A 21,539-nucleotide genomic window follows, 5' to 3' on the forward strand; every position below is an offset into this window, starting at 1 on the left:
CCGCACCCGAAAGCGGATGTTCGGTGAACGTGCCGATATCCACGGCCGATAGGGCCTCCAAGTACGGGTTGCGAGCCACAGGTTGGCAGCCAGCAACCGACGTCCTCTTCATATCCGGAAACGGAATGGCCACCGGCCAATTGCGTGAAATGGGTGGCGATCCGCGCTCTAGACGCTTGCCTTGAACCTGTCCCCGACCCCAGGTTCCTATGGCTGCATCCTTTCTTTCACGCGCTAAGGACTATCACCTTGGGTTTTTTCGAACGCAAACTGACATTCCTTCGGCAAACCTTCAGCTACGTCGGCTGGTCGGTTTTCTGGCTGCTGCTGTGGGACATCGCCGTCACCGTCGACTACATGATCTTCGTCGACCAACGGGCGCAGCTGCCCAACATCCCCCTGACCCTGATCGGCTCGGCGCTGATCGTGCTGACCAGCTTTCGCAATACCAGTGCCTATCAGCGCTGGTGGGAAGCGCGCACCCTCTGGGGCGGCATGGTCAACAGCTCGCGCAGCTTCGCCCGGCAGGCGCTGACGCTCATCGACGATGGCGACGAGCATTTCAACGCCATCAAGACGGTACTCATCGAGCGCCATCTCGCCTACGTCCGCTGCCTGGCCTGCCAGCTCAGCGGCGACCCGCTGCCCAAGGAAGTCCGCACCTACCTGGGCAAGGAGGAGTGGGCGATGCGCAAGGAGACCAACAACTTCGCCAACGCCATCCTCAGCGGCTCTTCCAGCCTGATCGCCCTGGAGTACCGCGCCGGTCGCCTGGACAGCATCCGCCTGGAGCGCCTGGAAGCCACCTTCGTCGACATGTCCAACTGGCAGGGCGGCATGGAGCGCATCGCCAACACGCCCTTGCCCTATCCCTATGTCAACTTCCCGCGGTTGTTCGTCTTCCTGTTCTGCGTGTTGATGCCCATCGGCCTGGTGGAAAGCCTGGAGTGGTACACGCCGCTGGCCTCCACCGTGGTGGGCTTCATGTTCCTGGCGCTGGAAAAGGTCGGGACCGATCTGCAGAGTCCCTTCCAGCGCAGTCGGCACCAGATCACCATGGGCACCATCTGCAATACCATCGAAGGCAACCTGCGCACCATGCTGCGCGATGCCCGCGGGGGTTACGCCTCGGTCAGCGAGATCGTGCGGGATTCGCGGTTGAGCTCGCCGGAGAAGGATTCCGTCTGAGCGGCGCCCGGTGGCTGGCCATCGCCAGCCCCGGGCATGGGCCTTACTTGAAGTCCCACTGCATCTGCGCCGGGATGCTGATGTCGCGCGAGGAATGCACGCAGACATCCAGGTAGTCGGTGAAGCGCGGCGGGGCGGCGATGCCTTCGTCCAGCAGACGCTGGTTGTCGAACAGGTAGTTCAGATCGGCGAAGCCGCCGTACAGCTTGAGCGCCCGCAGCACCAGCCGCGGATTCGCCGGGCCGATGCGTTCGTTGAAGTCGGCCGCCAGTTCCTTGAGATCGGCGCTGTCCACCTGGCGATAGCGCTCGCCCACCGGGGCATCGCCCATGGCGCCGGCATAGGCCTCGTCGATTTCACCAAAGGTGCAGGCGCCGGCATTGCCCGCCGAGATGTGATACAGGCTGTAGTTCAGCTTCGGCTTGAGGGCCAGTTCCACCAGGGCTTCGGCGCAGTAGTCCACCGGAATGACATCGATCTGCTCGTCCAGGCCACAGGTGAAGCGCTCCAGGGCGAAACCCATGCGGAACACCCAGAAGATGCTGCCTGACGCCTTGCAGCCGGAACGACGGTGACCCACCACGATGGAAGGGCGTGCCACCACCAGCGGCAGCAGCGGCAACTCGTTGCGCAGCTTGAGTTCGATGGCCGCCTTGGAGGCGGTGTAGTCCACCAGTTGCTGCTCCGGCTCGGGGAAGTCCCAGGTCTCGGCGACCGGTGACTGGCGCTGCGGACCGCAGGCCATGGCGGTGCTGACGTGCAGGAAGCGCTTCAGCCGCCGCGACTGGGCGCAGGCCTCGGCCAGGGCGAAGGTGCCTTCGACGTTGACTGGCCAGATCTTCGGATTGCGCGAGAAGGAGGCGACCGCCGCGCAGTTGATGACCTCGTCCAGCGTCTGCAGGAGCGGCTTGGCGGCGTCGATCCAGTGGGTGTCCAGCAGGTCGCCACAGAGGATCTGTTCGGGCCTGAGCAGGGCGGCCAGGCGCTCGTCGACGTCATGCACGCGCAGATTCTGCAGCAGGCGCTCCAGGCCTTCTGCGGGAGTCGCGGCCCGGACCAGGAATCTCAGCCCTTCGACATGGCCCAGCTCCAGCAGGCGCAGGGTGACGGCGCCGCCGAGAAAGCCGGTGGCGCCGGTGACGAGGATACGGCGCGGCGCGGCGGTGAATTGGATGGAAGAGACGGGAAGCGACATGGCGGAGGCCCTGGTTGGCGGAACGTGGGCGTACCTTAAGGGTCGACGCTGAAGGATTTATTAAGGCCGGGGAACCCCTCCAGGCTGGCGTCTTTCTAGATGCCCAGCGTAACGACCGATAACCGCCTGGAGACCCCCATGGAACTTCCCGTTCACGATCTGACGACCCTCTTCGAACAACTGGGCCTGGACTCCGATCCGGCTGCCATCGACGACTTCATCGCCAGTCATTCGCCACTGCCCGACGAGGTCAAGGTGTCCGAGGCCGACTTCTGGTCGCCGGCGCAAAAGGCCTTTCTCAAGGACGAAATCATGGGCGACGCCGACTGGGCGCCGATCGTCGACGAGCTGAACGTCCGTCTGCATAGTCATGACTAATGCTGTAGGGCTGGAGGTCTCCAGCCCTGCCACACCTCTCGTGTCCGGAGATTTGCCATGAACGCCGTCCATGCCCAGCAGCAGCCCAACGATCCGCCCGTCGCCGATGACGAGGACGAGGTCAGCGAAGAGCAACTCGACGAATCCGTCGAGGAAACCTTTCCCGCGAGCGATCCCATCTCGCCCTGATGGATTCTTGGCGCCGTTTCGACGGCGCTGTTCCTACCCCTGATCCGGCTTTCCTGCACTTTCGTCGTGCCGTTTTCCTCCGCTGACCAGCCTTTCCCGCCGCGGCTGCTAAGGTAATCGCGTCGCGCACGCATCGCGACCGGGGTCGCGCAGGCGATCCGATGGATCGTTCAACGCAGGGAATCTCATGATCAAGACCTTTTTCGCCACCCTGGCCGGCTCGCTTATCGCTTTGGCCATGCCCTTCGCCGTGGCCGAACCCATCGTCATCAAGTTCGCCCATGTGGTGACGGACGACACGCCCAAGGGGCGCGGTGCCCTGCAGTTGCAGAAGCTGGTGCAGGAACGCCTGGCGGGCAAGGTCAAGATCGAGGTCTATCCCAACTCCAGCCTGGTGGGCGATGCCGACGAACTGGAGGCGCTGCGCAGCAACAGGGTCCAGCTGCTGGCACCCTCGGTTTCCAAGCTCAATGCCCTGGCCAAGCCGCTTAAGGTCTACGATCTGCCCTTCCTGTTCGACAATATCGAGGCGGTCAAGCGCTTTCAGCGCCGCGACAAGAGTCGCGAGCTGCTGGGCAGCCTGGTCCCCCATGGCATCACCGGGCTTGCCTATTGGAACAACGGTGGCCGGCAACTCTCGGCCACCCGGGAAATCCACGTTCCCGCCGACCTCAGGGGCCTGAGCTTCCGCGTCGAGTCCTCCGATGTGCTGGCGGCCTACTACCAGCAGCTCGGCGCCCAGGCGGTCAAGCTGCCCTTCGCCCAGGTCTACGACGCCCTGCGCACCGGTAAGGTCCAGGGCGCGGAAAACCCCTGGTCGAACCTGCTGGGGCAGAAGATCAATACCGTGCAGCCCTACATCGTCGAGGACAACCACAGCTTCCTCACCTACATGCTCATCACCAACACCACCTTCTGGAACGGGCTGCCCTTCGAAATCCGCAGCGAGCTGGAGGCCATCCTCGACGAGGTGTCCCAGTCGGTGAATCGCGATGCCGAAACGATCAATGCCAAGGCACGCGAGCGGGTGGTGGCGGCCAATACCAGCAAGATCCTGGTGCCGACGGCTGCCGAGCGCGAGGCCTGGCGCGCGGCGGTGGCGCCCCTGATCAAGGGGTACGAAAGCGAAGTGGGCAGCGATGTCCTGCGCGCCGCCGAGGCGGCCAATCGGCGCTGAGATTGCACGGGCGTCCACCCCGGATTTGCGGCAAACTGGCACGGCGTCATCCCGACAACAAGAGGAATAGCCGTGCAGCACGCGGTCATCAGCGGTAGTGGGCTCTATACGCCGCCCGAAAGCATTTCCAACGACGAGCTGGTTGCGTCCTTCAACCAGTGGGCAGGCCAGTGGAATGCCGAGCATGCCGACGCCATCGCCCAGGGCAGCCTGGCGCCCCAGCCTGAATCCAGCGCCGCCTTCATCGAGAAGGCCTCCGGCATCCGCAGCCGCCATGTGGTCGACAAGGCCGGCATCCTCGATCCGGCGCGCATGGTGCCGCGTATCCCCGAGCGTTCCAACGACGAGCCCTCGATCCTCTGCGAGATGGGTGTCGCCGCGGCACGCGAGGCCCTGGATCGCGCCGGACGGACGGCCGCCGACATCGACGGCGTCATCGTCGCCTGTTCCAATCTGCAGCGGCCCTATCCGGCGGTGGCCATCGAGGTCCAGGCCGCGCTGGGTATCCAGGGCTACGGCTTCGACATGAACGTCGCCTGCTCCTCGGCGACCTTCGGCCTGCAGACCGCGGCCAACGCCGTGCAACTGGGCCAGGCACGGGCGGTGCTGGTGATCGATCCGGAGATCTGCACCGGCCACCTGAATTTCCGCGACCGCGACAGCCATTTCATCTTTGGCGATGCGGCCACCGCCCTGGTGGTGGAGCGTGCCGACCAGGCGACCTCGGCGCACCGCTTCGAGATCCTCGGCACCCGGTTGTTCACCCAGTTCTCCAACAATATCCGCAACAACTTCGGCTTCCTCAACCGCGCGGCGGAGGAGGGCATGACCCACCCGGACAAGCTGTTCGTCCAAGAAGGGCGCAAGGTGTTCAAGGAGGTCTGCCCCCTGGTGGCCGAGCTGATCGGCAATCACCTGGCCGAACTGGACATCCCCGTCGAGCGGGTCTCGCGCTTCTGGCTGCACCAGGCCAACCTGGCGATGAATCAGCTCATCGTCAAACGCCTGCTGGGGCGCGAACCCGAGCCCAACGAGGCGCCGGTCATTCTCGACACCTACGGCAACACCAGCTCGGCCGGTTCGGTCATCGCGCTGCATCTGCACCACGAGGATCTGGCCAGCGGCAGCCTGGGCGTGCTCAGCTCCTTTGGCGCGGGCTATTCCATCGGCAGCGTGGTGCTGCGCAAGGTCTGATCGACGGCAGGAGTCTTCCCGGGATGACCGTTGTCGGACCTGGGAAGACCTCTTGAAATAGGAAGACCCCGTGCCGCCAGGAAGCCTGCTCCAGGTGCAACTGCATCAGCTGCGCCCCACCCAGCCCGCGATCGGCCACGACCAGGTGCTGTACAAGCTCGGCAAGTACGCCTGCGACCGGCGCAAGCTGTTCGACGACTACTGCGAAGCCAACGGCCAGCACCTGAGTGGTGGCTTCCAGCCGAGCACCAGTCTGCGCTCGGCCGGCGACGCCCTCGGGGTACGGCCGCCGGGTAGCTGTCCGGATGAAATGAAGACCGTCGTCATAGGTCCGGGGCGGCAGCTCTATCTCACCGACGGCCACCACACCTTTTCCGCCTTCTGGGAGCACCCCGGTGGCGGCCCCGAGACCCCGGTATGGGTCAGGGTCACCGACGATTTCAGCGACGCCGCGAGCATGGCCGACTTCTGGATCCGCCTGCTCGACGAGCGCAAGGCCTGGCTCAAGGATCCCCAGGGCCGGCCCATCCTGCCCGAGCAGCTGCCGCCGACCCTGGGCCTCTCCGCCATGGCCGACGACCCCTACCGCGCGCTGGTCTATTTCACCCGCCAGATCGGCTACGACAAGCCGCGGACCCCGGATGGCCGGGTATTGCCGTCGGAATTCCTCGAGTTCTACTGGGCCGAGTGGCTGCGCATGCTGCTGCCGCTGCGGGACTACGATCTCGACGATCGCAAGAGCTACGCCAAGGCGGTGGAGCAGGCCGCCAGGCTGATGGTGGCCAACCCGGGCATGCTGATCGGCAGCTCGGGCCGTACGGCGCTGGAGATGGGGGCCTATCGCGCCCTGGACAAGAAGGTCCTGCGCAAGCTCTCTTCCAGCGATGGCAAGTTCACCTACCTGCTGGCCGCCCGCGCCCAGCGTGCGGCCCTGTCCCGGGCGATCTAGTCGGTTTCCGGCTTAAGTGTCTGTTACTAGCAGGTTTTTTTCTTATTGGTGTTGACAGGGGAGGCCGGGCCTCTTAACATGCGCCCCGTCCTGACCGACGGGGCTATAGCTCAGCTGGGAGAGCGCTTGCATGGCATGCAAGAGGTCGACGGTTCGATCCCGTCTAGCTCCACCAAATTTCGGTTTCGCCTTCGGGGGGAATCGGTAGAAGGTTTCGTCCCCTTCGTCTAGTGGCCTAGGACACCGCCCTTTCACGGCGGTAACAGGGGTTCGAGTCCCCTAGGGGACGCCATATCAGTCACGTATCCCAGACGTGGCGAACGTTGTACGCGGGGCTATAGCTCAGCTGGGAGAGCGCTTGCATGGCATGCAAGAGGTCGACGGTTCGATCCCGTCTAGCTCCACCAAATTCGCGGTTCGCAAGGACTGCACCAGGGTAACGTCCCCTTCGTCTAGTGGCCTAGGACACCGCCCTTTCACGGCGGTAACAGGGGTTCGAGTCCCCTAGGGGACGCCATATCGGTCACGTATCCCAGACGTGGCAAGATGCTGTACTTGGGGCTATAGCTCAGCTGGGAGAGCGCTTGCATGGCATGCAAGAGGTCGACGGTTCGATCCCGTCTAGCTCCACCAAATTCGTGATTCGTAAGGGTCGCACCAGGGTAATGTCCCCTTCGTCTAGTGGCCTAGGACACCGCCCTTTCACGGCGGTAACAGGGGTTCGAGTCCCCTAGGGGACGCCACACTCGAAAGAAACCGCCTCACGGCGGTTTTTTTTCGTCCGCACGAAAGCCAGCCGCCAGAGTCTTTCACAGGAGCCGTCCGGCTACTCATCTGTGTTAGACCTGTAGGCCGAGTCCAAGCAAGGGGAGTGGGATGATCGTCGAGTATCTCTACAGCCTGGCCCAGGTGCCTGCCGCCCAGTGGAACGCGCTGCTGGCGGACGACCAGCCCTTTCTACGCCATGAATTCCTCGCCACCCTGGAAGACAGTGGCAGCCTCGGGCAGGGGACCGGCTGGCAACCGGCGCACCAGATCCTCAGGGATGAACAGGGGCAGCTGCGGGCCGCCATGCCGGCCTATCTCAAGATGCATTCCTATGGCGAATACGTCTTCGACTGGGCCTGGGCCGATGCCTGCCGCCGGGCCGGGATCGACTACTACCCCAAGCTGCTGGCCGCGGTGCCCTTCTCACCGGTACAGGGCGCGCGCCTGCTGGGCGATCCCGCCGCCTGCGCGACCCTGCTGGACGCCACCACCGGCAGCCTGGCCGGCCTGGAGCTCTCCAGCCTGCACGTCAACTTCACTGATCCCAAGGCCGATGCGCTGCTCGAGGATCGGGAGGGCTGGCTGGCGCGGCTTGGCTGCCAGTTCCACTGGCACAACCGCGGCTATGGCGACTACGGCGACTTCCTCGCCGCCCTGACCTCGCGCAAGCGCAAGCAGCTGCGCAAGGAGCGCGACCAGGTCGCCGGCCTGGGGGTGAGCTTCGAATGGCGCCAGGGCGGAGAGTTGAGCGAAGCGGAGTGGGATTTCGTCTATGCCTGCTACGCCAACACCTACGAGGTGCGCGGCCAGGATCCCTATCTGACCCGTGCCTTCTTCAGTCTGCTGGCGGAGCGGCTGCCTGCGGCGATCCGGGTGGTGCTGGTCCGCCAGGGCAGCCGGCCGGTGGCCATGGCCTTCTATCTCAAGGACGGCGACACCCTCTATGGCCGCTACTGGGGCTGCCTGCAGGAATTCGATCAGCTGCATTTCGAGACCTGTTTCTACCAGGGGATCGAATACGCCATCGCCGAGGGGCTGCAGCGCTTCGATGCCGGCGCCCAGGGCGAACACAAGCTGATTCGTGGCTTCGAGCCGACCCTGACCCGTTCCTGGCACTACCTGGTGCATCCGGGCCTGAGAGCGGCAGTGGCGGAGTTTCTCGAGCAGGAGCGCGCCGGCGTCCAGGCCTATGCGCGGCGGGCTGCCGAGGCCTTGCCCTATCGCCAGGAGGACGGCGCGGCGCCATGCTGAACTATCTCTGGTTCCTGCTGGCCGCGCTGTTCGAGATCGCCGGCTGCTATGCCTTCTGGCTCTGGCTGCGGCTGGATCGCAGTCCCTGGTGGATAGCGCCGGGACTCGCCAGCCTGGTGCTCTTCGCCCTGTTGCTGACCCGTATCGAGGCGGCCTACGCCGGACGCGCCTATGCGGCCTACGGCGGCATCTATGTGGTGGCTTCGCTGGGCTGGCTGGCGCTGGTCGAGCGTACCCGACCGACCTGGACGGATCTGGCTGGTGGTCTGCTCTGCGTGGCGGGGGCCCTGGTGATCCTGCTGGCGCCGCGTGGCAGCGCCTGACAGGCGCGAGAGGCGCTAGTCGTCCAGCAGCTCGGGCGGCACGTCGCGGCGCAGCACCAGCTGGCAGAGGGCGCTGTCCGGATCGAAGAGGATCACGGCTTCGCCGGTTTCCAGGGCGCGGCGCGCACGCTGGGTCCGGGTCGCCAGGGGCGTTTCGTCACCGTTGTCGGTACCGTCGCGGGTGACGAAGTCTTCCAGCAGGTTGTCGAGGGTGGCGGCAGCGAGCTGGTCGTGGGGGATGATCATCGAGAGGTGCCTGGAAAAAGGCGCCCAGGATACCCCAGGCGCGTTGATCGAACGCTATTTGCTGCCGTCGCCGACGACCTCCTCCAGCGGCGGCAGGTGCGTCTGGTTGTCCATCTGGGTGTCTTCCGGCAGCAACTGGTGACCGAAGCGGTCGAGGGAGCTGTCGGCCGGCTGGGCATCGCTGTCGAACACCGGCGGGCTGAGCATGTAGCCGGTCAGCAGCTGGCTGAGCGCCGCCAGGCTGACGATATGGGTGCGCTCGTAGCCGTGGGTGGCGTCGCAGCCAAAGGCCAGCAGGGCTACCCGCACGTCCTGGCCGGAACTGATCGCCGAATGGGCGTCGCTGTAGTAGTAGCGGAACAGGTCGCGGCGCACCGGGATGTCGTTGCGTTGCGCCAGGCGCAGCAGGTGCCGCGACAGGTGATAGTCGTAGGGGCCGGCGGAATCCTGCATGGCCACGCTGACGCGGTGCTCGTCGGAGCGCTGGCCGGGCGCCACGGGGGCGATGTCGATACCGACGAATTCGCTGACGTCCCAGGGCAGGGCACCGGCGGCGCCCGAGCCCACCTCTTCGGTGATGGTGAACAGCGGGTGGCAGTCGATCGGCGGGGTCTGACCGCTTTCCTTGAGCATCTTCAGGGCGGTGAGCAGGGCGGCGACGCCGGCCTTGTCGTCCAGATGGCGCGAACTGATGTAGCCGCTGTCGGTGAATTCCGGAAGCGGATCGAAGGCGACGAAGTCGCCGATCTGCACGCCCAGCTGCTCGGTCTCGTGGCGACTCTTGGTCACGGCATCAAGGCGCAGCTCGATGTGGTCCCAGGTCACCGGCATCTTGTCGATCTCGGTGTTGAAGGCGTGGCCGGAGGCCAGCAGCGGCAGAACGCTGCCCCTCAGGGTGCCGTCATCGGTGAACAGGCTGACGCGGCTGCCTTCGGCGAAACGGCTGGACCAGTGGCCCACGGCTGCCAGACCCAGGCGGCCGTTGTCCTTGATCTCGCGGACGATGGCGCCAATGGTGTCCAGGTGCGCGGAGACCGCCCGGTCCGGACTCTCCTTGTGGCCCTTGATGGTGGCGCGGATAGTGCCGCGACGGGTCAGCTCGAAGGGGATGTCCAGTTCGTTGAGCCGTTCGGCGACGTACATGACGATGGTGTCGGTGAAGCCCGTGGGGCTGGGGATCGCCAGCATGTCCAGCAGGACCTTGCGCAGGTAATCCAGATCGGGCTCGGGCAAGCGATTCATAGCGGAACCTCCCGGGACAGCGGGAACAGCAGGTCGATGAAGCGTTCGGCGGTGGGGCGCGGCTCGTGGTTGGCCAGGCCCGGTCGCTCGTTGGCTTCGATGATGACGTAGTCGGGCGAATCGGCAGCGGGCACAAGCAGGTCCATGCCGGTGACCGGGATGTCCAGCGCCCGGGCCGCCTGGACGGCGGCGTCGGCCAGCACCGGATGGAGGCTGTCGGTGACGTCCTCCAGGATGCCGCCGGTGTGCAGGTTGGCGGTCTTGCGCACCGCCAGGTGGGTGCCGGTCGGCAGGACGCTGTCCCACTCGTAGCCGGCACTGCGGATGGCGCGCTCGGTTTCCTCGTCCACCGGGATGCGCGATTCGCCGCCAGTGGCGGCCTGGCGCCGGCGACTCTGGGCTTCGATGAGGTCCCTGACGCTGTGCTGGCCGTCGCCGACGATCTCCGCCGGGCGGCGAATGGCCGCGGCCACCACCTCGTGGCCAATGACCACCACGCGCAGGTCGAGGCCCTGGTGAAAGCTTTCCAGCAGGACCCGATCGTCATGCCGGCGCGCGGTCTGGATTGCCGCGGCGAGGTGCTCGGCGTCACGGATGTCCACCGCCACGCCCTTGCCCTGTTCGCCATTGACCGGCTTGACCACCAGGGCGCCGTGCTTCTCAAGAAAGGCGGCGTTGTCGTCGTCGCCGCCCGCCAGTTGCTGCTCCGGCACCCGCAGCCCGGCCCGGGCCAGGGTACGGCTGGTCAGCACCTTGTCGGCGCACAGGGTCATGGTCACCGCGGAGGTGAGGTCGGTCAGGGACTCGCGGCAGCGGATGCGCCGGTTGCCCTGGATCAGGGTGAAGAGACCGCCCTCGGCGTCATCCACCTGCACCTCGATGCCGCGCCGCAGGGCTTCGTCGACGATGATGCGCGCATAGGGATTGAGCTCGGCCGCCGGCCCCGGACCGAGGAACAGCGTCTGGTTGATGCCGTTCTTGCATTTGATCGCGAAGGTCTGCAGCGGCCGGAAGCCCAGTTTGTCGTAGAGCCGCTTGGCCTGCAGGTTGTCATGCAGCACCGACAGGTCGAGAAAGGCCAGGCCACGGCTGGCGTAGTGTTCGATCAGATGGCGCACCAGCGCCTCGCCGACGCCGGGTCTGCTGCAGTCCGGGGAGACCGCCAGGCACCAGAGCGAAGAGCCGCCATCCGGGTCCTGGAAGGCCTTGACGTGATTGAGCCCCATCACCGAGCCGATGATGGCGCCACTGTCGTCGTCCTGCGCCAGCCAGTACACCGGGCCGCCCTTGTGCCGCGGGGTCAGTCGCTCGGTGTCGACGGGCAGCATGTGGCGCTGCTGGTAGAGGCGGTTGATCTCGCTCCAGTCCTGGGCGGAGCAGGCCCGGCGGATGCGAAAGCCACGATAGATCCGTCGGGCCGGACGATAGTCGCTGAACCAGATCCGCAGGGTGTCGCTGGGGTCGAGAAACAGCTGTTGCGGTGCCTGGGCCAGCACCTGGTGGGGCGCGGCCACATAGAGGGCGATGTCGCGCTCGCCAGGCGTTTCGGTGAGCAGTTCCTTGGCCAGGCTGGCGGGGTCGGGATAGGTATGGCCGATGAGCAGCCGGCCCCAGCCGCAATGCAGGGAGAGCGGCTGGCAGGTCGGCTGGTCGCCTTCCGCCAGGCGCGCCTGCAGCCGTTCGTAGGAGGGCGTCTGGGCGCGCTGGAGGCGCTGGTTGTAGCTGGTCGCTTTCATGGGTGTTCCGCCCTTACAGTCCGTGCTCGCTCAGCCAGAGGTTGAGCGCCGCGAGTTGCCAGAGCTTGGAACCGCGCAGGGGGGTGATGCGGTCGGCCGGATTGGTCAGCAGGCGATCGATCTCGGCGGTCTCGAACAGACCGCGATCCTGGCTCGGATCCAACAGCAGTTCCCGTACCCAGGTCAGGGTATTGCCTTCCAGGTGCTTGAGGCCCGGCACCGGGAAATAGCCCTTGGGCCGGTCGATGACTTCCTGGGGAATGACCTTGCGCGCCGCCGCCTTGAGCACCTGCTTGCCGCCGTCGCCCAGCTTGAATTCGGCGGGGATGCGTGCCGAGAGTTCGGCCAGGCGATAGTCTAGGAAGGGCACCCGGGCTTCCAGGCCCCAGGCCATGGTCATGTTGTCGACCCGCTTGACCGGGTCGTCCACCAGCATCACGGTGCTGTCCAGGCGCAAGGCCTTGTCGACGCCGGCGCTGGCGCCGGGCTTGGCGAAGTGCTGGCGGACAAAGGTCTCGGCGGCGTCTTCCTCCAGGCGCACGCCGGCCTGCACGGTGGCGGCGTACTGGGCATAGTCGCGATCGAAGAAGGCGGCGCGGTAGGCGGCGAAGGGATCGGCGGCGCCATGCACCTGGGGATACCAGTGGTAGCCGGCGAAGAGTTCGTCCGCACCCTGGCCGCTCTGCACCACCTTGCAGTGCTTGGAGACCTCGCGCGACAGCAGATAGAAGGCGATGCAGTCGTGACTGACCATCGGCTCGCTCATGGCCGAGAAGGCACGTGGCAACTGCTGGATGATCTCGTCCTCGGCGATGCGCAACTGGTGGTGGCGGGTGCCGTAGTGATTGGCGATCAGGTCGGAATACTGGAATTCGTCGCCGCGCTCGCCACCGGCATCCTCGAAGCCGATGGAGAAGGTCAGCAGGTCCTTGACCCCCGAATCGTGCAGCAGGCCGACCAGCAGACTGGAATCCACCCCGCCGGAAAGCAGCACCCCCACCTCGCGCGCCGCCCGCTGCCGGATCGCCACGGCGTCCTTGAGGCCATGCAGGACCCGTTCGGCCCAGTCGTCCAGGGTGTAGCGACGCTCGTCTTCGTGGGGACCGTAGTCCAGGGTCCACCAGGTTTCCTGGTGCTGCTGGCCTGAGGCGTCCACGGTGATCCAGGTCGCCGGGGGCAACTTCTGCACGCCCTGCAGGATGGTGCGCGGCGCGGGCACCACGGCATGGAAATTCAGGTAGTGGTTGAGGGCGACCGGATCGATGCGGGTGTCGATGTCACCGGCTTCCAGCAGCGCGGGCAGGCTGGAGGCGAATCTCAGGCGCTTGTCGGTAAAGGACAGGTACAGCGGCTTGATGCCCAGGCGATCCCGGGCGATGAACAGCCGACCGCTGTCGCGCTCCCAGATGGCGAAGGCGAACATGCCATTGAGCTTGGGCAACATGGCCTTGCCCCAGGCGTGATAGGCCTTGAGCAGGATCTCGGTATCGCCGCCGGAGTGGAAGCGGTAACCCTTGGCTTCCAGCTCGCTGCGCAGTTCCGGGTAGTTGTAGATGGCGCCGTTGAACACCATCGACAGCCCCAGCTCGGGCTCGATCATGGGTTGGCCCGAGGCTTCCGCCAGATCCATGATCTTCAGCCGCCGATGGCCCAGGGCGACCGGCCCCTGGCTATGGAAACCCCAGGCGTCGGGGCCGCGCTGTTCGAGACGGTGGGTGATGCGCTCCACCGCGCTGATGGATGCAGGTTGACGATCGAAACGAAGCTCTCCGGCGATGCCGCACATGGTGCTGTGCCTCTTGAATCCTTGGGATGCGGCGCGGTGAGTTCAGTCCCGAACCCGGCGTGCGCATCCAATGCGTGTGGACTTCTCGCCATCCTTGAGAAGCCAATGCAGGGGCGCTGTGCGAGTGAACAGGGCAGGGTGGCGGACAGCTCGTCTGTCTGGCGCCGCGGGCCTGAACGCACGCACCGACCGACAGCGGGTCTCAGAGAGGGTGGGGTACCGCCGGTCAGGGCCTCAGGTTACGAGCCCCGCGCGCGGCGGATGGTTCCATTGCAAAGGCCATGGCTGCCGTCACCGTCACAGGCGGGGCTGCAAAAACGACCTTTATATGTTATAATGTATCTTTAATCGGTGCGCAGGAGACATTCCGTCTCGGGCGCCCAGACCAGGAGACGCCTCATGAAACCCGGTATCCATCCCAACTATCGTCCCGTGCTGTTCCACGACACCACCTCGGACACCTACTTCCTGATCCGCTCCACCGCCGAGAGCGACCGTACCCAGGAATACGAAGGCGAGACCTATCCCTACATCAGCCTCGACGTATCCAGCGCCTCGCACCCCATCTACACCGGCGAGCAGCGCCAGATGAAGGTCGAAGGCCGGGTTTCCAGCTTCAACAAGAAGTTCGCCGGCTTCCCGGGCGGCAACAGCAAGTAAGCCCCTCGCGAGCAGCGCGCCGGCTCAGCGCGCGCTGCTGACCCCCTCCAGGGTGGCGAAGGAGGTGTCCTTGGCGGTCAGCAGGAAATCCTGCATGAAGGGCGCCTCCAGCATGTCTTCGCGGATCGCCGCATAGAGCGTCGCATAGAGCCCTTTCTCGCCCAGCCGCCGCGCGGTCACATAGCCGCGCGAGCTGTACTCGTGGATCGCCCAGTTGGGCAGGCAGCAGACGCCACGCCCCGAGGCCACCAGCTGCAGCATCATCACCGTCATCTCCGCCGTGCGCACCGACAGCGGCTCGACATCGGCCGGATCGAGGAAGCGGGTGAAGATATCCAGCCGATCGCGCTCCACCGGATAGGTGATCTGCGTTTCCTGGGCAAGATCCTCGGGGACGATATAGGGCCGTTGCGCCAGCGGATGCTGGTTGGCTACCGCGAGCAGGGCCTCGTAGGTGAACAGCGGCACATAGGTCACCCCCGAGAGGTCGACCGGATCGGCCGTCACTACCAGGTCCAGATCGCCACGGGCCAGCGCCGGCAGGGGCGCGAAGGAAAAGCCGGAGGCCAGGTCCAGCTCCACTTCCGGCCAGGAATCACGAAACTGGTCGATGGTCGGCATCAGCCACTGGAAGCAGCTGTGGCATTCGATGGCCATGTGCAGGCGACCCGCCGTACCCCCGACCAGACGCGCCAGGTCCCGCTCGGCACTGCGCAGGTGCGGCAACACCGCGTCTGCGGTCTGCAGCAGCCGCAGGCCGGCACTAGTGAAGCGAATGGGTTTGGTCTTGCGGATGAACAGCGGGGTCCCCAGGCGCTCTTCCAGTTCCTTGAACTGATGGGAGAGCGCGGACTGGGTCAGGTGCAGTCGCTCTGCGGCTTCCACCAGGCTGGAGGATTCACGGAGAGCATGCAGGGTTTTCAGGTGACGGAGTTCGAACATGGCGCTGGTACTGGAGACAAAGGCGCATCATGAAGACTTTTCATGGTGCTGCCTATGCTCTGACGCCTCTGGCCAGTCCTTGCCGGTTCGATTGCCGGGTGAGTTCCGACCGTCCCCGAGCGGATTGCCCACTCGGAGACAACTCTTCCCGGGTCTCAGGCCGCGTTGCTGCCCTTGGTGGCCTGGGCCGGTTCCGAATGCGCCAGGAAGTCTTCCAGGGCCGTCCGCTCGGCGTCGGTGAACACCAGGCCCAGCTTGGTCCGCCGCCAGAGCACGTCATCGGCGCGAGTGACCCACTCGTGACGCTGCAGGTATTCCACCTCACGCACATGCAGATCGGCGCCTAGCACCGCACCCAGCTCCTCCACGGAGCGCGTATCGCCCAGCAGGGTCCAGACGCGGCTACCGTAGGTGGTCGCCCAGCGTTGTGCCAGGGCGGGCGTCAGGCCGCTGACCTTGTCCAGCAATTCGCGGGTCAGCGCCTGGGGCGTGGTCATCTGCTCGCCACCGGGCAGCGGTGCCGAGGCGGTCCAGCTGTTGCCCAGCTGCGGAAAGAAAGGCTGCAGCTGCGCCATGGCCGATTCGGCCAGCTTGCGGTAGGTGGTCAGCTTGCCACCGAACACCGACAGCAGCGGCGCGCCCTGTTCCTCGGCCAGCGACAGGGTGTAGTCGCGGGTGATGGCCGAGGGGTTGTCCGATTCGTCGTCGCACAGCGGGCGCACGCCGGAGAAGGTGTGCAGCACATCGTCGCGGCTGAGTTGCTTGCGGAAGTGGGCGTTGGCCACCCCGAGGACGTAGTCGATTTCCTGGTCGGTGATGGTCACCTTGGCCGGATCGCCCTGGTACTCGCGATCCGTGGTCCCCACCATGGTGTACTGGCCGAGATAGGGGATGGCGAAGACGATACGGCGGTCTTCGTTCTGCATGATGTAGGCCTGCTCGCCTTCGTACAGCTTGGGCACGATGACGTGGCTGCCCTGGATCAGGCGGATGCCATAGGGCGATTTCTGCTGCAGGTCCTGGCGGATGAAGCTGGCGACCCAGGGGCCGGCGGCATTGACCAGGCCCTTGGCGCGGATCTGCTGGCGGCCCTGGGGCCCCTCGACCTCGACTTCCCAGTGACCCTCGACGCGCCGGGCGCTGACGCAGCGGGTGCGGGTGAGGATGTCGGCACCCTTGTCGCGCGCCTGCATGGCGTTGAGCACCACCAGGCGGGCGTCGTCCACCCAGCAATCGGAATATTCGAAGCCGCGCTTGATCTCGGCCTTGAGCGGCCCCTGGGCATCGAACTTCAGGCCACGGGAGCCCGGCAGCTTTTCGCGCTTGCCGAGGTGGTCATAAAGGAAGAGACCGGCACGGATCATCCAGGCCGGACGCAGGTGCGGACGGTGGGGCAGGACGAAGCGCATCGGCTTGACGATATGGGGCGCCTTGGCCAGCAGCACCTCACGCTCGGCGAGGGCTTCGCGCACCAGGCGGAATTCGTGATGTTCCAGGTAGCGCAAGCCACCATGGATCAGCTTGCTGCTGGCGGAAGAGGTATGGCTCGCCAAGTCGTCGCGTTCACAGAGAAACACCGACAGACCCCGACCGGCTGCATCGGCCGCGATGCCTACACCGTTGATGCCACCGCCGATGACGGCGAGATCGTAAGTCCGGGGAGTTGCAGTGGGTGCCTGGGCCATGGTGCCTCCTGTGAAACGAACATAATTATTCGGTTTCGAACATAATAGCCCAGCAAAAACTCAGGTTCTAGCCAAGCCTGTGGCTTAAGACCGCTAAAACGAAAAAAAACGAATATAGACAGAGGTGAGGCGACGAATGGTCGTCGCCTCGAGGGATCAGCGCGGACGCGCCACTTCGACCTTGACCTGCCACTCGCGCAGGCAGCGTGCGAAGGCCGGGGAAGGCTCCTGCTCCGTGAACAGCTGGTCGATCTGTTCCAGGCTGCCGAGGCGGATCATGGCGTTGCGGCCGAACTTGCTGGAGTCGGCGGCGAGAAACACCTGGCGGGCGTTATGGATGATGGCCTGGGAGACGCAGACTTCCTGGTAGTCGAAGTCCAGCAGGGTGCCGTCTTCGTCGATGCCGCTGATGCCCACCAGGGCGTAGTCGACCTTGAACTGCTTGATGAAGTCGGCCGTGGCCTGGCCCACCACGCCGCCATCGCTGCGCACCTTGCCGCTGGCGATCAGCACGTCGAAGTCGTCCTTGGCGCTGAGAATGTTGGCCACGTGCAGATTGTTGGTGATGACCTTGAGGCTGCGATGCCCGAGCAGGGCATGGGCGATGGCCTCGGTGGTGGTGCCGATATTGATGAACAGCGAGGCGTGGTCGGGCACGGCTGCGGCCACGGCTTCGGCGATCAGACGCTTTTCCTCGCGCATCTGGCCCGCTCTCATGCTGTATTCGGTGTTTTCCACGCTGGAGTCGTGGGCGGCGCCCCCGTGGTAGCGCCGTAGCAGCCCGGCTTCGGCGAGCTGATTGATGTCACGACGGATCGTCTGGGGGGTGACGGAGAAATGCTGGGCCAGCTCTTCGATGCTGACGTAGCCGCGCTCACGGACCAGTTCGAGAATCTGCTGTTGGCGAGGCGCCAGGCTCATTACGGCTTCCTTGAGGTGATCGAGTAAATTCACAGAGGATGCCGTAGCTCTATCCGGGTGGAAAGCGCTTGTCGCGCAAAGCAAGACCGGCGTCGGAAGACGCCGGCCTGGTGGGGGAGTCTTGCGGGAAGCGGCCCGGCAGGTGCCGGTCGCCTCCCGGTCGGATTCGACTCAGTCCAGCGCCCAGCCGCGGGTACGCTCGACGGCCTTCTTCCAGCCCTTGTACAGGGTGTCTCTCTTGGTCGGATCACAGGCCGGTTCGAATACGCGCTCGATGGTGCTCTTGCTGCGCAACTCGTCCAGGCTGCTCCAGAAGCCGGTGGCGAGACCGGCCAGGTAGGCCGCGCCGAGGGCGGTAGTCTCCTTCATTTCCGGCCGCTCGACCCGGGTGCCGAGCACGTCCGACTGGAACTGCATGAGGAAGTTGTTGGCGGTGGCGCCGCCGTCCACCCGCAGGGACTTCAGGGCTTCGCCGGCGTCCTGCTGCATGGCGTCCAGCACATCGCGGGTCTGGAAGGCGATGGATTCCAGGGTGGCGCGAATGATGTGGTCCACCTTGACGCCGCGGGTCAGGCCGAACAGCGCGCCGCGGGCATAGGGATCCCAATAGGGCGCGCCCAGGCCGGTGAAGGCCGGGACCAGGTAGACGCCGTTGCTGTCGGTCACCTTGGTGGCGAAATACTCGGAATCCAGGGAATCGTTGATCACCTTGAGTTCGTCACGCAGCCACTGGACGGTGGAGCCGCCGTTGAAGATGGCGCCTTCCAGGGCGTAGTTGACCTCGCCGCGGGGACCGCAGGCGATGGTGGTCAGCAGGCCGTGCTGGGACTGCACCGCCTTCTCGCCGGTGTTCATCAGCAGGAAGCATCCGGTGCCATAGGTGTTCTTGGCCTGGCCCGGCTCCACGCACATCTGGCCGAACAGGGCCGCCTGCTGGTCGCCGGCGATACCGGCGATGGGGATGCCGGTGGTCTGGCCGCTACCCAGGTGCGCCTGGCCATAGACCTCGGAAGAGGACTTCACCTCAGGCAGCATCTCGCGCGGGATGTCCAGCACCTCGAGCATGGTGGCGTCCCACTCGCGCTTGTGGATATCGAACAGCAGGGTGCGCGAGGCGTTGGTGTAGTCGGTCACGTGGGCCTGACCCTGGGTCATCTTCCAGATCAGCCAGGTGTCCACGGTGCCGAACAGCAGTTCGCCGCGGCGGGCGCGTTCACGGCTGCCTTCGACGTGGTCGAGGATCCACTTGATCTTGGTGCCCGAGAAATAGGGGTCGATCACCAGGCCGGTGGTCTTGCGGATATGGTCTTCCATGCCGTCGCGCTTGAGCTGGTCGCAGATCGCGGTGCTCTGGCGGCTCTGCCAGACGATGGCGTTATAGATGGGACGACCGGTGGTCTTGTCCCAGACGATGGCGGTTTCACGCTGATTGGTGATGCCGATGGCCGCGATCTGCTCGTTGCTGATGCTGGCCTGGGCCAGGGCCTCGACGAACACAGCGCTCTGGGTGGCCCAGATCTCCATGGGATCGTGCTCGACCCAGCCGGCCTGCGGATAGATCTGCGCGAATTCGCGCTGGGCGATGGTCACCACGTTGGCATTGCGGTCCAGCACGATGGCGCGCGAACTGGTGGTGCCCTGGTCGAGCGCGACGATGTACTGCTTGTTCTGGTCGGTCATGGTCTTGTTCCTTATTGTGATTCGCGGCGATCAGGACGCTTTGGAGGCGGAGGTCACTTCGGTGCGGGCACTTTCCTCGGCCTTGGCCGGAACGTCGCAGGCACCGGAGGCCAGGCCGGGCAGATGGCGGCAGATCAGCGCCTTGTAACCGGCGGCGCCCAGGCAGGCACCGACGATGGGGCCGAAGATGGGAACCAGGAAGTAGGGGATGTCACGGCCACCGGTGAAGGCGATCTCGCCCCAGCCGGCAAAGAAGGTCATCAGCTTGGGTCCGAAATCCCGCGCCGGGTTCATTGCGAAGCCGGTCAGCGGGCCCATGGAGCCGCCGATCACGGCGATCAGCAGGCCGATCAGCAGGGGCGCGAGCGGGCCGCGGGGCAGACCGTTGCCGTCGTCGGTGAGGGCCATGATCATGGCCAGCAGGATCGCCGTGATGACGGCTTCGACGAGGAACGCCTGGCCAATCGACAGGGAAGGATGGGGATAGGTGGAGAAAACGCCGGCCAGCTCCAGGCTCGCCTGGCTGCCGCGGACCATGTTGTGGGCCTGTTCATAATCGAAAAACAGGCTGCTGTAGAGGCCGTAGACCAGAGCCGCGCCGCAGAAGGCACCGGCGACCTGGGCCAGGATGTAGGCGGGCACCTTGCGTCTTTCGAAGCCGCCGAACAGCCAGAGGGCGATGGTGACGGCCGGGCTGAGATGCGCGCCGGAGACCCCGGCGGACAGGTAGACCGCCATGCTCACACCCACGCCCCAGATGATGCTGATTTCCCACAGGCCGAGGGTGGCACCGCCGACCTTCGCGGCCGCCACGCAACCTGTACCGAAAAAGATGAGGAGGGCTGTGCCGAGGAATTCGGCGATGCATTGACCGCGTAGCGTTGGAGCGAGAAGAGTACTCATGGAGGAGCCTCGTGGTTGTTGTATTTATAGGTGGCCAGGGAGCCATTTGTTCGCAACCGAAAATCTAATTTCAAATATGAAAACTGTCAAAGCTCCTGAGCGCAAAAACAGTGACGACGTTCGACAATTCATTGCCGATGCGACGCCGCCTGCTATTTTGGTCATAGGACTTCTGGCGACAACCGGCCCGTTGGCAGGTCTCAAGAGGTAGCCGTTGCGGCCAGGGATCATCAGGGGTCTGGTGCCCGCGCGACGGCGACGCTCGCTGTTTTTCTTCTTCTGCTCAGGTAGCGCGCATGCCCCTAGAATTTCATCAGGTCGATGCCTTCACCGATCAGCCCTTTCGCGGCAATCCCGCCGCGGTCTACCGCCTGGACAGCTGGCCAGCCGACGAGCTGCTGCAGCGGATCGCCACCGAGCACAATCTTTCGGAAACCGCCTTCGTAGTGCAGGAGGGAGATACCTGGCGCATCCGCTGGTTTACCCCGCGGACCGAGGTGCCCCTGTGTGGCCATGCCACCCTGGCCGCGGCGCATGTCCTGTTCGAGGTGTATGGCGAGGCGGGCGACCGCCTGGCGTTCATCAGCCAGTCCGGCGTCCTGCGCGTGTTTCGCGAAGTGGACGGCCTGCTGGCGCTGGATTTCCCTGCGCTAGTGCCCACGGAGCTGGGGGTGACCCCCGAACTGGAGCGTGCCCTGCGGGTATCACCGGTGGATGCCCTGGCGGCGGACAAGCTGCTGGTGCTGTTGGAATCGGAACAGGCGGTGCGTGACTGCAAGCCGGATCTGGCAGCCATCGCCCGGCTGCCCTGGCAGGGCGTCATCGTGACCGCGCGTGGCCAGGAGGTCGACTTCGTGTCGCGCTTCTTCGCCCCTGCGGTGGGCGTGGACGAGGATCCCGTCACCGGTTCGGCGCACTGCAGCCTGATTCCCTATTGGTCGCGGCGATTGGCCAAGCGGATGCTCACCGCCCAGCAGCTTTCGGCGCGGGGTGGGCAGCTCAGGTGTCGGCTGGAAGGGGATAGGGTCAGCATCGCCGGACGCGCGGTAACGGTCATGCGCGGGCAGCTGCTGCTGTGATGGGGAGACCTCGGCGGCCAGGGTGCGGCCGAGGTCTTCGGCTCCGG

General features: G+C 65.2%; 20 protein-coding genes and 6 tRNA genes. 16 read left to right on the forward strand and 10 right to left on the reverse strand.

Annotated elements, in window-relative coordinates:
* Window positions 1-249 precede the first annotated feature (249 nt).
* Window positions 250-1,188 carry a bestrophin family protein gene (locus PSK12I2_RS0105335; protein WP_027597594.1) on the forward strand — a complete coding sequence of 313 codons (939 nt, stop codon included), beginning with the start codon at window positions 250-252 and terminating at the stop codon, window positions 1,186-1,188.
* Between the two features lie 43 nt (window positions 1,189-1,231).
* Here the strand turns inward: PSK12I2_RS0105335 and cprA are convergent, their stop codons facing one another.
* A complete protein-coding gene (gene cprA / locus PSK12I2_RS0105340; RefSeq protein WP_037007239.1) occupies window positions 1,232-2,383 on the reverse strand; it encodes a cationic peptide resistance protein CprA in 1,152 nt (383 codons plus the stop codon).
* A gap of 138 nt (window positions 2,384-2,521) precedes the next feature.
* On the opposite strand from cprA, the gene PSK12I2_RS0105345 reads away from it, so the two are divergent.
* The 13 genes from PSK12I2_RS0105345 (at window position 2,522) to PSK12I2_RS0105405 (ending at window position 8,612) form a co-directional block, all read left to right on the forward strand.
* The gene (locus PSK12I2_RS0105345; protein ID WP_007162892.1) at window positions 2,522-2,761 is read left to right on the forward strand and encodes a DUF2789 domain-containing protein; all 240 of its coding nucleotides are present in this window, start codon (window positions 2,522-2,524) and stop codon (window positions 2,759-2,761) included.
* A gap of 57 nt (window positions 2,762-2,818) precedes the next feature.
* Window positions 2,819-2,950, forward strand: coding sequence for a hypothetical protein (locus PSK12I2_RS25190; protein ID WP_007162893.1), 132 nt, complete (start codon window positions 2,819-2,821; stop codon window positions 2,948-2,950).
* A 187-nt stretch (window positions 2,951-3,137) separates the two neighbouring features.
* Window positions 3,138-4,127, forward strand: a complete 990-nt coding sequence (locus PSK12I2_RS0105355) for a DctP family TRAP transporter solute-binding subunit (RefSeq protein WP_027597596.1) — start codon at window positions 3,138-3,140, stop codon at window positions 4,125-4,127.
* A gap of 72 nt (window positions 4,128-4,199) precedes the next feature.
* On the forward strand, window positions 4,200-5,321 hold the full coding sequence (locus tag PSK12I2_RS0105360; RefSeq protein ID WP_027597597.1) for a beta-ketoacyl-ACP synthase III: 1,122 nt from the start codon (window positions 4,200-4,202) through the stop codon (window positions 5,319-5,321).
* A gap of 70 nt (window positions 5,322-5,391) precedes the next feature.
* Window positions 5,392-6,270: a ParB/Srx family N-terminal domain-containing protein gene (locus PSK12I2_RS0105365; RefSeq protein WP_027597598.1), complete on the forward strand. Its 879-nt coding sequence runs from the start codon at window positions 5,392-5,394 to the stop codon at window positions 6,268-6,270.
* A 99-nt stretch (window positions 6,271-6,369) separates the two neighbouring features.
* A tRNA-Ala gene (locus PSK12I2_RS0105370) sits at window positions 6,370-6,445 on the forward strand.
* Window positions 6,446-6,486: 41 nt separating this feature from the next.
* Window positions 6,487-6,562: transfer RNA gene (locus PSK12I2_RS0105375), tRNA-Glu, on the forward strand.
* A gap of 39 nt (window positions 6,563-6,601) precedes the next feature.
* Window positions 6,602-6,677 (forward strand) — tRNA-Ala (locus PSK12I2_RS0105380).
* Window positions 6,678-6,711: 34 nt separating this feature from the next.
* Window positions 6,712-6,787, forward strand: a tRNA-Glu gene (locus PSK12I2_RS0105385).
* Between the two features lie 40 nt (window positions 6,788-6,827).
* Window positions 6,828-6,903 (forward strand) — tRNA-Ala (locus PSK12I2_RS0105390).
* Between the two features lie 34 nt (window positions 6,904-6,937).
* A tRNA-Glu gene (locus PSK12I2_RS0105395) sits at window positions 6,938-7,013 on the forward strand.
* Window positions 7,014-7,146: 133 nt separating this feature from the next.
* The gene (locus PSK12I2_RS0105400) at window positions 7,147-8,289 is read left to right on the forward strand and encodes a GNAT family N-acetyltransferase (protein ID WP_027597599.1); all 1,143 of its coding nucleotides are present in this window, start codon (window positions 7,147-7,149) and stop codon (window positions 8,287-8,289) included.
* Window positions 8,283-8,612 (forward strand): YnfA family protein, encoded by a 330-nt coding sequence (locus PSK12I2_RS0105405; RefSeq protein ID WP_007162734.1) that lies wholly within the window; start codon window positions 8,283-8,285, stop codon window positions 8,610-8,612. Before PSK12I2_RS0105400 ends, PSK12I2_RS0105405 begins: the two co-directional genes overlap by 7 nt.
* Window positions 8,613-8,627: 15 nt before the next feature.
* On the opposite strand, the gene PSK12I2_RS0105410 is transcribed toward PSK12I2_RS0105405, so the two are convergent.
* From PSK12I2_RS0105410 to PSK12I2_RS0105425, 4 genes are read right to left on the reverse strand one after another with little or no spacing between them, the layout of a single operon-like run.
* Window positions 8,628-8,858 carry a YheU family protein gene (locus tag PSK12I2_RS0105410; RefSeq protein ID WP_007162735.1) on the reverse strand — a complete coding sequence of 77 codons (231 nt, stop codon included), beginning with the start codon at window positions 8,856-8,858 and terminating at the stop codon, window positions 8,628-8,630.
* Between the two features lie 54 nt (window positions 8,859-8,912).
* On the reverse strand, window positions 8,913-10,100 hold the full coding sequence (locus tag PSK12I2_RS0105415; protein WP_027597600.1) for an osmoprotectant NAGGN system M42 family peptidase: 1,188 nt from the start codon (window positions 10,098-10,100) through the stop codon (window positions 8,913-8,915).
* Window positions 10,097-11,836 carry an N-acetylglutaminylglutamine synthetase gene (ngg, locus tag PSK12I2_RS0105420; protein WP_027597601.1) on the reverse strand — a complete coding sequence of 580 codons (1,740 nt, stop codon included), beginning with the start codon at window positions 11,834-11,836 and terminating at the stop codon, window positions 10,097-10,099. Before ngg ends, PSK12I2_RS0105415 begins: the two co-directional genes overlap by 4 nt.
* Before the next feature lie 13 nt (window positions 11,837-11,849).
* On the reverse strand, window positions 11,850-13,622 hold the full coding sequence (locus tag PSK12I2_RS0105425) for an N-acetylglutaminylglutamine amidotransferase (RefSeq protein WP_027597602.1): 1,773 nt from the start codon (window positions 13,620-13,622) through the stop codon (window positions 11,850-11,852).
* A gap of 399 nt (window positions 13,623-14,021) precedes the next feature.
* Between PSK12I2_RS0105425 and PSK12I2_RS0105430 the strand changes: the two genes are divergently transcribed.
* The gene (locus tag PSK12I2_RS0105430) at window positions 14,022-14,282 is read left to right on the forward strand and encodes a type B 50S ribosomal protein L31 (RefSeq protein WP_007162739.1); all 261 of its coding nucleotides are present in this window, start codon (window positions 14,022-14,024) and stop codon (window positions 14,280-14,282) included.
* Between the two features lie 24 nt (window positions 14,283-14,306).
* On the opposite strand, the gene metR is transcribed toward PSK12I2_RS0105430, so the two are convergent.
* From metR to PSK12I2_RS0105455, 5 genes are all read right to left on the reverse strand, one after another.
* Window positions 14,307-15,224, reverse strand: a complete 918-nt coding sequence (gene metR / locus PSK12I2_RS0105435; protein WP_007162740.1) for a transcriptional regulator MetR — start codon at window positions 15,222-15,224, stop codon at window positions 14,307-14,309.
* A 155-nt stretch (window positions 15,225-15,379) separates the two neighbouring features.
* A complete protein-coding gene (gene glpD, locus PSK12I2_RS0105440; RefSeq protein WP_027597603.1) occupies window positions 15,380-16,909 on the reverse strand; it encodes a glycerol-3-phosphate dehydrogenase in 1,530 nt (509 codons plus the stop codon).
* A 156-nt stretch (window positions 16,910-17,065) separates the two neighbouring features.
* The gene (locus PSK12I2_RS0105445; RefSeq protein WP_007162742.1) at window positions 17,066-17,830 is read right to left on the reverse strand and encodes a DeoR/GlpR family DNA-binding transcription regulator; all 765 of its coding nucleotides are present in this window, start codon (window positions 17,828-17,830) and stop codon (window positions 17,066-17,068) included.
* Window positions 17,831-18,001: 171 nt separating this feature from the next.
* Complete coding sequence (gene glpK / locus PSK12I2_RS0105450) at window positions 18,002-19,510, reverse strand: glycerol kinase GlpK (protein ID WP_027597604.1); 1,509 nt, start codon at window positions 19,508-19,510, stop codon at window positions 18,002-18,004.
* A 30-nt stretch (window positions 19,511-19,540) separates the two neighbouring features.
* Window positions 19,541-20,413, reverse strand: coding sequence for an MIP/aquaporin family protein (locus PSK12I2_RS0105455; RefSeq protein ID WP_027597605.1), 873 nt, complete (start codon window positions 20,411-20,413; stop codon window positions 19,541-19,543).
* A gap of 296 nt (window positions 20,414-20,709) precedes the next feature.
* Between PSK12I2_RS0105455 and PSK12I2_RS0105460 the strand changes: the two genes are divergently transcribed.
* Window positions 20,710-21,492 (forward strand): PhzF family phenazine biosynthesis protein, encoded by a 783-nt coding sequence (locus tag PSK12I2_RS0105460; RefSeq protein WP_007162745.1) that lies wholly within the window; start codon window positions 20,710-20,712, stop codon window positions 21,490-21,492.
* Window positions 21,493-21,539: the final 47 nt, after the last annotated feature.

This window comes from Pseudomonas sp. MOIL14HWK12:I2, from assembly GCF_000510745.1.
GTDB classification, from domain to species: Bacteria; Pseudomonadota; Gammaproteobacteria; order Pseudomonadales; family Pseudomonadaceae; genus Chryseomonas; species Chryseomonas oryzihabitans.

Excerpts from the sequence above, each read along its gene's own strand:
- PSK12I2_RS0105405 (WP_007162734.1), top strand. The coding sequence starts at position 8,283 with ATGCTGAACTATCTCTGGTTCCTGCTGGCCGCGCTGTTCGAGATCGCC.
- PSK12I2_RS0105400 (WP_027597599.1), top strand. The coding sequence starts at position 7,147 with ATGATCGTCGAGTATCTCTACAGCCTGGCCCAGGTGCCTGCCGCCCAG.
- PSK12I2_RS0105430 (WP_007162739.1), top strand. The coding sequence starts at position 14,022 with ATGAAACCCGGTATCCATCCCAACTATCGTCCCGTGCTGTTCCACGAC.
- cprA (WP_037007239.1), bottom strand. The coding sequence starts at position 2,383 with ATGTCGCTTCCCGTCTCTTCCATCCAATTCACCGCCGCGCCGCGCCGT.
- PSK12I2_RS0105455 (WP_027597605.1), bottom strand. The coding sequence starts at position 20,413 with ATGAGTACTCTTCTCGCTCCAACGCTACGCGGTCAATGCATCGCCGAA.
- PSK12I2_RS0105425 (WP_027597602.1), bottom strand. The coding sequence starts at position 13,622 with ATGTGCGGCATCGCCGGAGAGCTTCGTTTCGATCGTCAACCTGCATCC.
- glpD (WP_027597603.1), bottom strand. The coding sequence starts at position 16,909 with ATGGCCCAGGCACCCACTGCAACTCCCCGGACTTACGATCTCGCCGTC.
- metR (WP_007162740.1), bottom strand. The coding sequence starts at position 15,224 with ATGTTCGAACTCCGTCACCTGAAAACCCTGCATGCTCTCCGTGAATCC.
- PSK12I2_RS0105460 (WP_007162745.1), top strand. The coding sequence starts at position 20,710 with ATGCCCCTAGAATTTCATCAGGTCGATGCCTTCACCGATCAGCCCTTT.
- PSK12I2_RS0105345 (WP_007162892.1), top strand. The coding sequence starts at position 2,522 with ATGGAACTTCCCGTTCACGATCTGACGACCCTCTTCGAACAACTGGGC.
- ngg (WP_027597601.1), bottom strand. The coding sequence starts at position 11,836 with ATGAAAGCGACCAGCTACAACCAGCGCCTCCAGCGCGCCCAGACGCCC.
- PSK12I2_RS25190 (WP_007162893.1), top strand. The coding sequence starts at position 2,819 with ATGAACGCCGTCCATGCCCAGCAGCAGCCCAACGATCCGCCCGTCGCC.
- PSK12I2_RS0105415 (WP_027597600.1), bottom strand. The coding sequence starts at position 10,100 with ATGAATCGCTTGCCCGAGCCCGATCTGGATTACCTGCGCAAGGTCCTG.
- glpK (WP_027597604.1), bottom strand. The coding sequence starts at position 19,510 with ATGACCGACCAGAACAAGCAGTACATCGTCGCGCTCGACCAGGGCACC.
- PSK12I2_RS0105355 (WP_027597596.1), top strand. The coding sequence starts at position 3,138 with ATGATCAAGACCTTTTTCGCCACCCTGGCCGGCTCGCTTATCGCTTTG.
- PSK12I2_RS0105410 (WP_007162735.1), bottom strand. The coding sequence starts at position 8,858 with ATGATCATCCCCCACGACCAGCTCGCTGCCGCCACCCTCGACAACCTG.
- PSK12I2_RS0105445 (WP_007162742.1), bottom strand. The coding sequence starts at position 17,830 with ATGAGCCTGGCGCCTCGCCAACAGCAGATTCTCGAACTGGTCCGTGAG.